This window comes from Streptomyces sp. NPDC052101 (assembly GCF_040680235.1).
GTDB lineage: Bacteria > Actinomycetota > Actinomycetes > Streptomycetales > Streptomycetaceae > Streptomyces.
The window spans coordinates 1-13509 of the sequence record NZ_JBFAWH010000071.1; the positions used below are offsets into that span (position 1 = coordinate 1).

The 13509-nt window shown below is 73.0% G+C and carries 10 protein-coding genes and 1 pseudogene; 4 read left to right on the forward strand and 7 right to left on the reverse strand.

Translation table 11 applies throughout. The features are described 5' to 3' along the window. Positions 1–786 (reverse strand): annotated as a pseudogene (locus tag AB0L75_RS42865) (hypothetical protein); the annotation flags it as partial. Further along, a complete protein-coding gene (locus AB0L75_RS42870) occupies positions 783–1523 on the reverse strand; it encodes a beta-phosphoglucomutase family hydrolase (protein WP_365191721.1) in 741 nt (246 codons plus the stop codon). The gene AB0L75_RS42870 and the pseudogene AB0L75_RS42865, both read right to left, overlap by 4 nt. Positions 1524–1608: 85 nt before the next feature. Between AB0L75_RS42870 and AB0L75_RS42875 the strand changes: the two genes are divergently transcribed. Next, the gene (locus AB0L75_RS42875; RefSeq protein ID WP_365191722.1) at positions 1609–2271 is read left to right on the forward strand and encodes a nucleoside/nucleotide kinase family protein; all 663 of its coding nucleotides are present in this window, start codon (positions 1609–1611) and stop codon (positions 2269–2271) included. Positions 2272–2277: 6 nt separating this feature from the next. Here the strand turns inward: AB0L75_RS42875 and AB0L75_RS42880 are convergent, their stop codons facing one another. The 5 genes from AB0L75_RS42880 to AB0L75_RS42900 all read right to left on the reverse strand — a co-directional run bounded on the left by AB0L75_RS42880 (position 2278) and on the right by AB0L75_RS42900 (position 8822). Then, a complete protein-coding gene (locus AB0L75_RS42880; RefSeq protein ID WP_365191723.1) occupies positions 2278–4107 on the reverse strand; it encodes a hypothetical protein in 1830 nt (609 codons plus the stop codon). Between the two features lie 5 nt (positions 4108–4112). After that, positions 4113–4991: a carbohydrate ABC transporter permease gene (locus AB0L75_RS42885; RefSeq protein ID WP_365191724.1), complete on the reverse strand. Its 879-nt coding sequence runs from the start codon at positions 4989–4991 to the stop codon at positions 4113–4115. A 19-nt stretch (positions 4992–5010) separates the two neighbouring features. Then, positions 5011–5991: a sugar ABC transporter permease gene (locus tag AB0L75_RS42890; protein ID WP_365191725.1), complete on the reverse strand. Its 981-nt coding sequence runs from the start codon at positions 5989–5991 to the stop codon at positions 5011–5013. Between the two features lie 53 nt (positions 5992–6044). Then, positions 6045–7376 carry an extracellular solute-binding protein gene (locus AB0L75_RS42895; RefSeq protein ID WP_365191726.1) on the reverse strand — a complete coding sequence of 444 codons (1332 nt, stop codon included), beginning with the start codon at positions 7374–7376 and terminating at the stop codon, positions 6045–6047. Positions 7377–7688: 312 nt separating this feature from the next. Continuing rightward, complete coding sequence (locus AB0L75_RS42900) at positions 7689–8822, reverse strand: ROK family transcriptional regulator (protein WP_365191727.1); 1134 nt, start codon at positions 8820–8822, stop codon at positions 7689–7691. A gap of 194 nt (positions 8823–9016) precedes the next feature. Between AB0L75_RS42900 and AB0L75_RS42905 the strand changes: the two genes are divergently transcribed. The 3 genes from AB0L75_RS42905 to AB0L75_RS42915 all read left to right on the forward strand — a co-directional run. Beyond that, positions 9017–9916, forward strand: coding sequence for a BadF/BadG/BcrA/BcrD ATPase family protein (locus AB0L75_RS42905; RefSeq protein WP_365191728.1), 900 nt, complete (start codon positions 9017–9019; stop codon positions 9914–9916). 155 nt (positions 9917–10071) lie between these two features. Continuing rightward, positions 10072–11979, forward strand: a complete 1908-nt coding sequence (locus AB0L75_RS42910) for a phosphatase PAP2 family protein (protein WP_365191729.1) — start codon at positions 10072–10074, stop codon at positions 11977–11979. Between the two features lie 92 nt (positions 11980–12071). Next, positions 12072–13509: phospholipid carrier-dependent glycosyltransferase (locus tag AB0L75_RS42915; RefSeq protein WP_365191730.1), on the forward strand; the 1438-nt coding region annotated here is incomplete at its 3' end.

Sequence of the window (13509 nt, forward strand, 5' to 3'; positions counted from 1 at the left end):
CCACGCGACGTCACGGTGTGACCAGACCATGCCGAGCGTCTCCAACTGCTGGACGCGTTCGGCGTTCAGGCGGCCGCGGGCGTTGCGATGGCGGGGCGGCGGGTCCTCCTCGCGCACGAGCGCGCCCATCTCGCCCACCGGCACGGGCCGTTGGTCACGGCGGCGACGCTCGCGGCGGCGGCCGACCCGCTGCTCGGACCGGTGCGCAAGGCCGTCGGCTTCCTCGTGGAGCGGTGGGCCGACGAGCAGGCGGCGGCCGCGGTCGGCGACCGGCGCACCACCGCCCGGGCGCTGGCCCGGGCCGCCCTCACCGCGGGCCGGGCCCGTACCGCCTGCACCCTGCACTTCACCGACCGGGCCGTCACCCGCCGGATAGCGGCCCTGCAGACGAGCCCGCCCCCGCAGCTGTGGCCGGCCGCGGCGGCGGTCCTCCTCCTCGGCACCCTGCCCACGCTGCTCGCCGCCGACGCGACGGGCGACCTGCTGCGACAACTGTCCGTCGCACTGAACTGAGAAGCCGACGGCGGATGGCCCGTCGATGACCGTCTGGCCCGACTCCGGGCAGCCGTAGCCCGACTCCGCGTACGGCAGCGGGTGCGCCTCGTGCACGCCGTTGAGGTAGCTGCCGGGCAGGCCGTGCGGTTCGCCCTCGTCGAGGTTGCCGCGCCGGCAGACGTGCCCGTTGGACAGCGCGAACACCGACTCGCTCTGCGCGAGGACGTAGAGATCGAGGGCGGTCTCCCGTACGGCCCAGGGCTCCACGGCGTACGACCGGTCGGTGATCACTCCTTGCCTCCCAGCTCGGCGAGATCCCTCACGACCGTGCTCGCGCCGTGCGCGTACAGCGCGTCGGTCTGGCCCACTCGGTCCACGCCGACCACGAACCCGAAGCCGCCCGCGCGGCCCGCGTCCATGCCGGCCAGCGCGTCCTCGAAGACGGCGGCCCGGGACGGCTCGACCCCCAGGTCATGGGCGGCGGCGAGGAAGGTGTCGGGGTGCGGCTTGCCCGGCAGGTGCCGTTCGGCGGCCACCACACCGTCGATCCGTACGTCGAAGAAGTGCTCGGCACCGACGGAGCGCAGAACCTCCCGGCAGTTGGCGCTGGAGGAGACGATCGCCGTGCGCAGCCCCGCGGCGCGGACCGCCTCCAGATAGCGCAGGGTGCCCTCGTAGGCCTCCACACCGCCGGTGCGGACCCTCTCCAGCAGCAGGACGTTCTTGCGGTTGCCGAGGCCGTGCACCGTGGGGGCGTCCGGTGGGTCCTCGGGGGCGCCCTCGGGCAGGTGGATGCCGCGCGAGGCGAGGAAGGCGCGGACGCCGTCGGCGCGGGGGCGGCCGTCCACGTACTCGTCGTATTCGGCGACCGCGTCGAACGGCCGCCCCTGTTCCCCCTCGTAGTCCCGCAGGAACGCGTCGAACGTCTCCTTCCAGGCGGCGGCGTGCACGACGGCCGTCTTGGTGACGACGCCGTCGAGGTCGAACAGACAGGCCTGGATTCCGTCGGGAAGACCGAGCTGAGTCATACCCGGCACTGTTCCCCGTGGGACGCCGTCCAGTGAGTGGTACACGCCGCACAGCGCGCGAACTCCAGGTGACACACTCTTCTGTGTGCCGCTGACCTTCGACGACCTCCTCGATCGTGCCCGTGGCCTCGTCCGGGACGGCCGGCGTGCCGTGCTCGGGATCGCGGGCAGCCCCGGTGCGGGCAAGACCACGCTCGCCGAACATCTGGTGGGCGCCCTGAACGCCGACGGGCCGCCCCGGGCCGCGCACGTTCCCATGGACGGTTTCCACCTGGCCGACGTGGAACTGGACCGGCTCGGCCGCCGGGACCGCAAGGGCGCGCCGGACACCTTCGACGCGGCCGGGTACGCGGCGCTGCTGCGGCGGCTGCGCGAGGACACCGACGAGGTGGTGTACGCCCCCGGTTTCGAGCGGGTGCTGGAGCAGCCGCTCGCGGGCGCGATCCCGGTGCCGCCGGCCGCCCGGTTCGTCGTCACCGAGGGCAACTACCTTCTGCTGACGGAGGGTTCGTGGGCGCGGGTGCGGCCGTGCCTGGACGAGGTGTGGTTCTGCGAGACGGACGAGGACGAGCGGATCCGCCGACTGGTCGCCCGGCACGAGGAGTTCGGCAAGGACCACGAGTCGGCCGTGGCCTGGGTGCTGGGCACGGACCAGCGCAACGCCGACCTGGTCGCGACGACCCGGGGGCGGGCGGACCTGGTGGTGCCGCCCGCCGCACTGCCGGCACCGGTGCTCCCCGAGCGCTGACGACGCTCAGCGGCGGAGGGTGAGGGACGGCTCCCCACGGCTGTCGCCCCGCACCGCGCCGACGACCGCCGTGAACGCCTCCGTGCGTACGGTGAGCCCATCCGCACCCTCCTCGAACACCGGCGCGAACGCCCCTCCCGGCCCGTACCGTACGGCGAACACATGCAGCCCCGCCGGTGCGCCCGGTGCCGGGTCGGCCTCCAGGGCGCTGGAGGAGACCAGGTGGCGCCAGCCCTCGTCGGGGTCGCCGTAGCCGCGCGGGTCGGTGGCGAGCGCGAACGCGGCCTTTTCCTGGGTGAGTTCGGCGCGCGCGTCGAAGTGGTCGGGGCCGGCGCTGGCGGGGTGCGTGAGGCGCAGGCCGCCCGCCGAGGTGACCTCGCCCTCGGCGGTACGGCGCACCCGGTCGCCGTCGTCGGCGGCGTACGGCAGCCCGGAGAGCAGGTACGGCGCCCCGTCGAGCGGCTCCACGGCGACCGTCACCCACAGGCGCGTGCCGTCGGTGACGTACAGGGAGCGCACATGGCGCAGGACGTGGTCGCGGCCGACGACCGGCTTGGTCACCAGCTTCGCCGCGAGCCCGTCGGCGCGGACGTCCGCGACCCGGACCTGTCCCATCGGGTGGCACAGCAGGAAACCGTCGGCGACCGGGCCGAACCCGTGCCGGCGGCGCACGGCGGCGGGCAGGTAGTAGGTGCCGTCCGCCTCGACGAGCGAGGGGGTCATACGACTGTCGAAGGCCACGGAGACGGTGCCGGAGCGCAGTTGATGGCGGACGGGCGCGGCCGACGGGGTGCGGTGCCAGCGGGTGGTGTCCTTGATCTGCCAGACCAGCATGAAGGCGAAGTGCCCGTCGATCCGGCCGTCCCGCTGGACGGCGTGCCGGCCCCAGCTGGTGTCGCCCCGGTAGCGGCCGAGGTCGGCGCCGACACGGGCGCTGAAGTAGCGCAGGCCCAGGACCGATTCGAAGCCGGAGTGCTGTTCGCTGTAGCGGGGGCCGCCGTTGTCGTAGCCGCCGCAGGTGAGGCGGGCGTCGATGTAGCGGGCGAGGGTGTGGCCGTCCTCGGCGAAGATCTCCTCGCCGCTGACCCGGTGGGCCTGGGCCAGGAAGGACAGGGAGATCGGGCCGTAGTTGTTGTCGTAGGCGCCGCCGTGCTCGGGCGGCAGCAGGGCACCGCGGTCACGGACCCGGTGGGCCCGGATCTCGTCGGCGTACAGCGCGAGGGCACGGGAGCGGACCGACTCGCCCGCTCGGGTGGGGAGATGGCGGGCCAGCATGAGGCCGCCGACCACACAGCCGATGGCCTGGTTGCCGGCCTCCTGCGGGTTGAAGAAGGTGGCCTCGGTGAGCCAGCGCCAGTAGCCGTGGGCCAACTGCCGTAGCTCTGCCCGTTGTTCGTCGTCCAGGAGGCCGTCGGCGGCGTCGAGGACGTTGACCGCCTGGAGCAGCGCCCACACCGTGCTGGGCCAGTCGCCGATCGGATGGGCGCCCGCCGCCAGGACATAGCGGGCGTACGGCAGGCCCGAGCCGGTGAGGCGCAGGTTCGGGTAGCCGGGGTTGTCCTCGCTGTACACGCGCTCGCGCAGATGGAAGGCGAGGCTGCGGCGGACCGCCTCCGGCAGCCTGGGGTCCTTGCCGCGCTGCCAGGCGAGGGCGAGCAGGGAGGTGATGCCGAGGGAGGTGTCGCCGATGTCGTCGTGGGCGCCGGGGTGTTCGAGGCTGCCCTCGGGGGTGATGCGGGCGAGGGCCTGCTCGGTGACGTCGGCGAGGACGGCGTCGTACGCCTTCCGGGTGTCCGGCAGGTCGTGCAGCGGGCCGCGCTGGTATGGCAGATGCACGCTGGTCAGCCCTTCATTCCGGTGGTCGCCAGGCCTTCTACCAGTCTCTTCTGGAAGACGAGGAAGCAGATGAGCGTCGGGGCGAGGGCGAGTGTCGACATGGCGAACATCGCGCCGTAGGAGGAGCCGCTGGTCTTGTCCAGGAAGAGGGTGAGGCCGAGGGGGACGGTGAAGCGGGCGTTGCGCTGGAGGTAGACGAGCTGGCTGAGGAAGTCGTCATAGGTCCAGATGAAGGTGAAGATGGTGGTGGTGACCAGGGCCGGCCGCATCAGCGGCAGGATGATCTTCCAGTAGATCTGCAGCGGATTGGCGCCGTCCATCATCGCGGCCTGGTCCAGCTCGCGCGGGATGGAGCGGATGAACTGCACCATCAGGAAGATGAAGAAGGCGTCCGTGGCGAGGAACTTCGGCACGATCAGCGGCAGGAAGGTGTTGATCCAGGTCAGGTTGTAGAAGATCGTGTACTGCGGGATCAGGGTGGCCTGCAGCGGCAGCATGAGCGTGCCGAGCATCAGGCCGAACCAGATCTTCTTGCCGCGGAACTCGAAGCGCGCGAAGGCGTAGGCGGCCAGCGAGCAGGAGACGACGTTTCCGGTCACCGCGCCGATCGTGACGATCAGCGAGTTGGTGATGTAGAGCGAGAAGGAGTTGCCGGAGCCGCTCCAGCCCTCGGAGTAGTTGTGCGGGTGCAGCTCGTCGGGGATCAGCCCGGGGTGGGTGAAGATCTCGGTGTCGGGCTTGAGCGAGCTGCTGAGCATCCACAGCAGCGGGTAGAGCATGACGAGCGCGACGCCGATGAGCAGGGTGTGCAGGAGGATCCGGCGGGGGCCGGTGAGCGCACGGAGCCTGCGGAGCGGTGAGACGCTCGGAGTGATCGCGGACATGGTCTGAGGGACTCCTCGCTCAGTCGTCGTAGTGGACCCAGTAACGGCTGGCGATGAAATTGACCGCCGTGAAGCCCGCGATGACCAGGAACAGCACCCAGGCCAGCGCCGAGGCATAACCCATCTGCAGGTCGGTGAAGCCCTTCTTGTACAGGTAGAGGGAGTACAGCATGGTCGAATTGAGCGGTCCGCCGGTGCCGTTGCTCACGACGTAGGCGGGGGTGAACGTCTTGAACGCGTCGATGATCTGCAGGACCAGGTTGAAGAAGACGATCGGGGTGAGCAGCGGGAGGGTGATCCGGAAGAACCGGGTGAGCGTTCCGGCGCCGTCGATCGCGGCGGCCTCGTAGACGTCCTTGGGCAGCTGTTTCAGTCCGGCGAGGAAGATGACCATCGGGGTGCCGAACTGCCAGACGGCGAGCAGGATGAGCGTGTAGATCGAGGTGTCCGGACTCGATATCCAGTCCTGGCCCTTGATGCCGAACCAGCCCAGGAAGTCGTTGAACAGTCCGTCTCCGCCGAACACTTGGCGCCATACGATCGCGACGGCGACCGCGCCGCCGAGCAGCGAGGGCAGGTAGAAGGCGGCCCGGTAGACGCCGATGCCCTTCAGCGGCCGGTTGAGCAGGAGGGCCACGCCGAGCGCGAGCGCCAGCTTCAGCGGGACGGAGACGACGACGTACAGCAGGGTGGCGTGCACCGAGTCCCAGAAGACCGGGTCGTCCGTGAACATGTGCGTGTAGTTCCGCGCGCCGATCCACTTCGCGGGCGAGAGCAGGTCGAAGTCCGTGAAGGACAGGTACAGCGAGTCCAGCATCGGGTAGACCGTCAGCCCGAAAAGGCCGGCGAACCACGGGGCCAGGAAGACGTACGGCCACCATCCCCCGCCGCGCCGTCTGGCGGCACGGCGGCGCAGCCGTTCGCGCTCGCGCGGGCCCGCGGGGTTCGCCGGGGCCGCCGGCTCCTCCCCCGCGGCCTCGTCGGTCTTGGCGGTGGTCATGCTCATCGTCTCCCTGGCCCTCTCCCGGTGCCGGACTGTGCTGGGGCGGGGGGTCAGCCCGCGAGGATGGACTGCGCCTGGTCGAAGAACGCGCCGAGCTGTGCCTTGACGGTCTTCTTGCCGAAGGCGACCGCCAGGTTGGACTGGAACAGCAGGTCCCAGATCTGGTCGGCGCCCTTGGGCGGGGGCACGGGCGCGGGCAGGGCGTCGGCCGCCCTGGAGACCCGCTGGGAGATGTAGTCGGCCATCGCCATGTTCCGCTTGTCGGTCTCGTTCAGCCCGGCCGAGATCAGCGAACGGGCCTTCTCGGTCGGCGGGATGCCGCGCAGCAGCCGCATGTCCTTGATGGCGGTGGGGTCCTGGGCGAAGAAGTCCATGATCTTCACCGAGTCGGCGGTCCTCTTGCTGGCCTTGGTGGCGCTGAGCAGCACACCGCCGTTGACGAAGTTGCCCTCGCGGGCGCCGGAGAAGTCGCCCTGCGGGGTGGGCAGGAAGTCCAGCTGGGCGTCGGTGATCGAGCCGCCGGCGCCGTAGACGCCGGAGTCGAAGGTGAACAGGGCCTTGCCGACGACGACCGCGTTCTTGGTGAGGTCGTTGTGGGCGGCGGAGGTGATCGCGGGCGGCGGGGAGGCGTTGTCCCCCCGCATTCCGGCCCAGAACTCCCACCACTCCTGGAGGGTGTCGGCGGTGAAGCCGAGCTTCTTGCCGTCGTCGGAGAAGAACGGCTGGCCCTTCTCACGGGCGAAGATCTCGAAGCACTGCAGGGTGGAGCCGCCGCCGTCGTCGACGCCGTAGACCCTGCCGCCGCTCTTCCTGTGGACGTCGGTGGCGATCCTCTTCAGGTCGTTCCAGGTCCACTCGCGGTCGGGCAGCTTCAGGCCGAGCCTCTCCAGGCCGGAGCGGTTGACGGTGAGCTGGTTGACGCCGATGCCGGACGGGATGCCGTACAGCTTGCCGTCGACCGTGCCCGCGGCGAGGAGTGTCTTCGAGAAGCCGGTCAGGTCGAGGGAGTTGCCGACGTAGGAGTCGAGCGGGGCGAGGATGCCCTTGCGGGCGTACTGGGCGACCAGCGCGGTGTCCATCTGCAGCAGGTCGGGGGCGCTGCCGCCGGCGACCTGGGTGTTGAACTTGTCGAAGTAGCCGTCGTAGCCCGAGTAACGGGTTTCTATCCTGATCCCGGGGTTGTTCTTGCGGAAGGTCGCGAGGGCCTTCTTGTAGGCGGCGTGCCGCTCGTCGCTGCCCCACCAGGTCATCGTCAGGTCGCCGTTGTCGCTGCCGGCTCCGGTGCCGCCGGCGCAGGCGGTGAGCGCGGGGCCGAGGGCGCCTGCGAGGGCGAGCCCGCTCGTCGTGCGGAAGAGGGTTCTGCGCGAGATCTGGTGACCCACCGGGTCCTCCCTGAGGGGTGCGTGACGGGGCCCGGGCCGGTCGCCGCGGTACGGGTGCGGGGGCGCGGTCGCTGCGGCACGGGTGCATTGCTCGGGAACGTGCGCCTTCCGGGGGCGGCCTCGCCCGGCCGCGCCGCCTGGGTACGGGCGGGATCCCCGGCCGGTTCCGGCCGGGCCGCACGAGCACGCCCTCGTGCGCCGCGCCGTATGTCGCATACGGCTCGGATGCCGCCCCGAGCCGGTGTCCCGACCGACTTAGAAAGCGCTTGTCCGGACATTGGCAGAACGAGCCGGAGGCCGTCAATCCTTCCTTCACGCGGCCTCGGTCACGGTTCGGACACCGCGCAGGACCGCGAGCCGGGCCGCGCCGACGACGGTGCCCAGCTCGCCGACCGTGCTGCTGACCACCTCGGTGGGCCAGCTCAGCCGCGCCAGCTCGGCCCGCACACCGGGCAGGAGCCGCGGGTCCGCGCCGGTGCTGCCGCCGAGCACGATGAGTCCCGGGTCCAGTACGGCGGCCACGGCGGCGGCGAGCCGGCCCACGTCGGCGGCGTGGCGGGCGACGACGGCACGCGCCGGGGCCCTCCCCCGGCCGGCGAGGGCGAACAGCCGCTCGGTGGTCGCCGGGCAGGGGCCGTCCGCATCCCGCCAGGCCTCGGCGGCCCGCCGCAGCAGCGACGCGGCGCCGATGTACTCCTCCAGGGCCTCCAGGCGCGGCTCCCGTCCGTCGTCCCAGGGGTAGGGCAGCCGGGCCAGCTCACCGGCGGCGCCGTTCGCCCCGCGCAGCACCCGGCCGTCGATGACGATGCCGAGCCCGACGCCCACGCCGACGCGCAGATAGCCGAAGGTGTCCCGGCCCCGTGCGGCGCCCTCGTGGAGTTCGGCGAGGGCGGCGCAGTTGACGTTGTTCTCCAGGTGGACGGGGACTCCCGGCGGCAGCGCGACGGCCATGGCGTCGTAGACCGGGCCCGCCTTGGCGGTCGCCGGACGCATCCCGCCGCCTTGCGCGGCCCGCGCGGTGACGTCGCCGACGGCGACGACGATGGTGCGCGGCGGAGCGCCGGCGGGCAGCGCGTGGAGGGCCTCGCGTACGGCCTCGGCGGCGCCGGCCCGGGAGCCGGTGACCTCGGCGAGCAGGGTCCCGTCGAGGGCGCAGCCCCGGACCCGGGTGAGGTCCGGGCCGAGGTCGACGGCGAGTACGGCGCCGGCGTCGGGTCCGAGCCGGTAGACGGCGGCGGTGCGGCCGGTGCCGCTGGAGGCGGTGCCGGCCGGGGTGGCGAGGCGGGCGCCCTGCAGTTCCGCGACGGCGGCGGACACCGTCGGTTTGGACAGTCCGGCCAGGCTCGCCAGTTGCGGCCGGGTCGCGCTGCCCGCCCGGGCGAGCACGGCGAAGACCGCGCTCGCGCTCTCGGACAGCCGGGGTGCCGCCACCACGTCGTGTTCCACGGTTCTCCCACCGGTCGCAGGTCACGAGGACTCTTGACGCACTCTACTTCGTTAGTTAATTTCCTAACGAACTTACGGTACTCGCCTGCCGTATCCGCCCGAGGCCCGTCCCGGGGCTTCCCGACCGCTCCGCCCCTTTCGCCAGGAACGGTTCGCCCGCCGTCGCGGCACAGCGCACCGACGAGAGAGGTCCCGTGCAGGACTACCCGCCCGTCCTGGTCGGTATCGACGTGGGCGGCACCAAGACGCATCTGAACGCCCTGGCCGGCGACGCCCCTGTCGCCGACCGCGTCCGCGCAAGCGGCGGCTGGCGGCCGCACGACCCCGTGGCCGCCGCCGGCTGGCTCGCCGAACTGGTCGCCGCCGCGCTGCCGGCCGGCGTACGCCCGTCGGCCCTGGCCGTGGGCGGTCACGCCTGTGAGACCCCGCGCCAGTGCGCGCGGATCCGCACCGCCCTGCGCGTTCACTTCGACGTGCCCGCGCTGGTCGTGGGCGATGCCGAACTCCTCGTACCCGCCGCCGGGTTGGACCGGGGTGTCGGTCTGGTCGCCGGCACCGGCTCGGTGGCGGTGGGCCGGCGCGCCGACGGCACGCCCGTGCAGGTCGGCGGCTGGGGCGCGGTGCTCGGGGACGAGGGCGGCGCGGCCGGGCTGGTCCGCGAGGCGGTACGCGCCTGCTGGGCCGCCCATGACCGCGGCGAGGCTCCGGACGCGCTGGCGGCCGCCCTGCTCGAAGCGTTCGGCGTGCCCGAAGTTCCGGCGCTGGGCGCGGCGTTGGAGAGCGCCGCGGACCCCTCCGCCGAGTGGGGCCGGCGGGCACCGGCCGTCTTCGCCGCCGCGGCGGCGGGCTCGGCGCTCGCCCGCACGGTGATCGCCGCGCAGGGCCGCGCCCTGGCCGCGCTCGTGGCGCTGCTGGCCCGGCGCGGTGCGGCGGCCGACGACGTGGTGGTCGCAGGCGGTACGGTCCTCGCCCAGCCGCTGCTCTACGACGCCTTCACCGCCGCCCTCGCCGAGACGCTCCCGGCGGCCCGGCCGCGGCCGCTGCGGGTGCCGCCCGTCAACGGGGCGGTGGCACTGGCGCGTTCGCTGCTGTGAGTCCGCCGCTGTTCCGCTCCGCTCCCTGCCGGTTCCGCGCGCCGAACACCCCGCGTTCACCTGCCGAACAGACGAAGATCACCGGGGTCTCCCCGACGGGTCACACCCGCGCCCTAGATATTCCTTCATTCAACTTCTTTTCGAGAGGCACAGGCATGCCGTCACCTGCCGGACACCCCTCCTCCGTGCTGAACCGGCGCGGGTTCCTCACGACCTCGCTGGCCGCGTCGGCGGGCGTGCTCGCCGTCCCGGCCGTCGCCGGCTGGCTGCCCGCGGCCGACGCCAGGGCCGCGACGGCACCGGCCGCGTTCGTGGACGACTACAGGACCAACGTCGCCACCAACCTCACGCCTGAGACCAACGCGGTGATCCGCGTCCTCGGCGGCTTCGCCCAGGTGTGGAAGACCGGATCCGCCTGGAACACCGGCACCCCGCAGCGCCCCGAGGTGCTCCGCGCCGACCTGCGCTACTGCGCCCGGACCACGGCCCGGCGCACCGACGCGCAGGCCAAGGAAGCCTTCATCTACGACCGCCGGCACCAGAGTTACGCGATGATCGCGGGCCTCGGCCCGCTCGCGGACCTCTACACGGCGGGTGCGAAAGCGGTCACGTCGATCACCAGCGCCCCCGACGGCACGCCCGCGACCACGGTCAGCGACTCCGTGCCCGCGGACGCCCCGGCCGGCTCGGCACTCGGCGCCGGCGCGCACGACTCCGCGCTCGGCAAGGTCGCCGAACTCGTCGACACCCTGCGCGGCCCGTACGCCTCCGGGAATCCCGCCAAGTACGCCTACGAGTACCCGCGTCCATGGCGCCTGACCGAGGACAGCCGGGTCGTCGACACCGGGACGACGGACGCGTTCGGCTTCCCGGTGTACGACTCCGACGTGGTCGTCGCGCCGCAGCTGCTGCGCCAGCGCGGCACCTCCCCGGCCGACGACGGCGGCTTCCCGAGCGGGCACACCAACGCCTTCCATCTGGCCGCGCTGGCCTACGCCTACGCCGTACCCGAGCGCTTCCAGGAGCTGGTGACCCGCGCGTTCGAGCTGAGCCACACCAGGATCGTGGCGGGCATGCACCACACCGTCGACGTCATCGGCGGCCGGACCATGGCCACCGCGCTCGCCGCGGCCACCCTCGCCGACCCGGCCAACGCCGAACTGAAGGCCGCCGCCCGCGCCCAGGCCCTCGCCTACTTCACCGAGCGGACCGGCAGCACCGCCGACACGCTGTACGCCGCCGCGCACACCGGCACCGATCCGTATGCCGACCGGGACGCCAACGCGCGCGCCGTCCGGCCCCGGCTGACCTATGTACTCCCCCGGCAGGGCCGCGATATGCCGTTGACCGTGCCGAAGGGCGCGGAGGTGCTGCTGGAGACCCGGCTGCCGTATCTGAGCGCGGACCAGCGCCGCGAGGTGCTGCGCAGCACTGCCCTGCCCGCCGGGTACGCGCTGCTCGACGGTTTCGAGCAGTGGGGCCGGCTGAACCTGTTCGCCGCGGCGGACGGTTACGGCGCCTTCGACTCCGACGTCCGTGTCACGCTGGACGCGGCGGCCGGCGGATTCTCGGCCGCCGACACCTGGCGCAACGACATAGAAGGGCGCGGCGGGCTGACCAAGCGCGGCACCGGCGCGCTGACGCTGAGCGGCCGCAACCGCTACACGGGCGGGACGGTGCTGGCCGAGGGCACGCTGGTCGCCGGCTGCGTGGACGCCCTCGGCCACGGGGACGTGCGGGTCGCGGACGGCACGCTGCGGGTGTCCGGACGGCTGCGGGTGCGGGGCGCGTACACGCAGGACGCGGGCACGCTGCAGGTCACGCTGCGCGCCGGCGGCAGGGCGCCGCTGACGGTCCGGCATCTGGCCGTGCTGGGCAGTTCGGCGGTGCTGTCGCTGGCGCTGGACACCGGGCGGCCGCCGGCCGAGGGCAGCGTCCTGCCGGTCGTCGACGTGCCGCGGCTGCGGGGCCGGGTAGCGCGGATCGAGGTGAACTCCGACCGGCTGCGGGCCGTACCCGTGTACACGGCAGAAGGTCTGTCGGTACGACTCGTGCAGCGGTGACGCCGCCGGCGGCGGGAGCGGTGCGACAGTAGGGCCATGATCGGGCCCTCGACCGTTCCCGCCGTCCCTCGGCCGGTGCCACCGCGGGGCGGATGATGGCGCGCGAACAGCACCTGGTCCTCAGCCGAACGGCTCCCGCCGAGGCACCGGCCCGCCGGTACGCCGGACTGCGCCGGCACCGGCGCTGGTGGGTGCCCCTGCTGGCGGCGCTGCTGCTGGCCCAGATGGCCGCGACGATGGTGACGACGGCCGTGCGGCAGACCCCGACCATCGACGAGCCGGTGTACGTGGCGACGGCCGCCGACTATCTGCACCAGCACCGGATCCGCTACAACCCAGAGCATCCGCCGCTCGGCAAGCTGCTGATCGCGGCCGGGGTGGCGGTGGCCGACCCGCACTACGAGCCGTCGTACACCGGCACGCAAGGGGACGTGGGCCGGCATCTGCTGTACGAGTCGGGCAACGACCCCTGGCGGGTGATGCTGTGGGCGCGACTGCCGGTGATCGTGCTGACGCTGCTGTTCGGGCTGGTCGCCCTCGCGTTCGCCCGTGAGCTGACGGGCACGGCGGGCGGTCTGGTGGCGCTCGCACTGTACGCCTTCTCGCCCGATCTGATCGCACACGGCTCGCTGGCCACGCTGGACGTGCCGGCGGCCGGGTTCGTGCTGACGTCTGCCTGGCTGGTGTGGCGGGCACGGCGGCGGCCCGTCCGGTATCTGCCGCTCGCCGGGGCGGCTCTCGGGGCGGCGGTGGCCACCAAGATGAGCGCGCTGCCTGCGGTGCCGGTGCTGATGGCGCTGGCGGCGGTGTCCGTCCTGGTCGCAGGCCGGGGACGGGAGATGCCCGGGCCCGCGTCGGTGGCCGCTCCGGTGCCGCCGGGCGAGCCGGAAGCGGGCACGGGGCGGGTGCGGCGTGTGCTGTCCGCGCTCGCGGGCCCGGCCGGAACCCGCGGCCGCGCGGCCCGGTCCGCCGTCGCGAACACGCCCGACGCCCGCCCACGCGAGACCTCGCCGCTCCTCGCCCACCTGACCGGCAGCCGGTGGCGCGAGGGTCTGTCCCCGCTGGTGGGTGCGGTCGGCAGTCGGCGGCGGGAGGGATGGAGGGCGATCGGCGGTGCGGTCGTCGTGGCGGTGGTGGCGGTCGCCGTCGTGTGGGCCGCCTATCTGGCCGTCGATCCCCGTCTGCGGTTCTCCCCCGCCGAACCGGTCCCGGCCGTCCACGGGCTGCGCGGCCGGCTGGTGGACCTGTTGCCGGTGCCCGAGGCCTACCGGGCGGGAATGCGGGTGCAGTTCGGGCTGGAGGACCAACCGTGGCAGGGCTATCTGTTCGGGCATCTGTACACCGGTTCGCTCTGGTACTACCTGCCGGCCGCCCTGCTGGTGAAGACACCGCTGGGGCTGCTCGCGCTGGGCGCCGCCGGTGCCGTGGCCGTCGTGGCACTGCGGCGCCAGCACCTGGGGGTGCGGGGTGAGGACCGAGCCGATCGCGACCCGCTGCCGCTGTCCGCCGGACAGGGCGGCGATCGGACGG

What these genes read in the sequence shown, in the direction of transcription:
- AB0L75_RS42910 (WP_365191729.1), top strand. Translation starts at nt 10,072, where the DNA reads ATGCCGTCACCTGCCGGACACCCCTCCTCCGTGCTGAACCGGCGCGGG.
- AB0L75_RS42890 (WP_365191725.1), bottom strand. Translation starts at nt 5,991, where the DNA reads ATGACCACCGCCAAGACCGACGAGGCCGCGGGGGAGGAGCCGGCGGCC.
- AB0L75_RS42870 (WP_365191721.1), bottom strand. Translation starts at nt 1,523, where the DNA reads ATGACTCAGCTCGGTCTTCCCGACGGAATCCAGGCCTGTCTGTTCGAC.
- AB0L75_RS42885 (WP_365191724.1), bottom strand. Translation starts at nt 4,991, where the DNA reads ATGTCCGCGATCACTCCGAGCGTCTCACCGCTCCGCAGGCTCCGTGCG.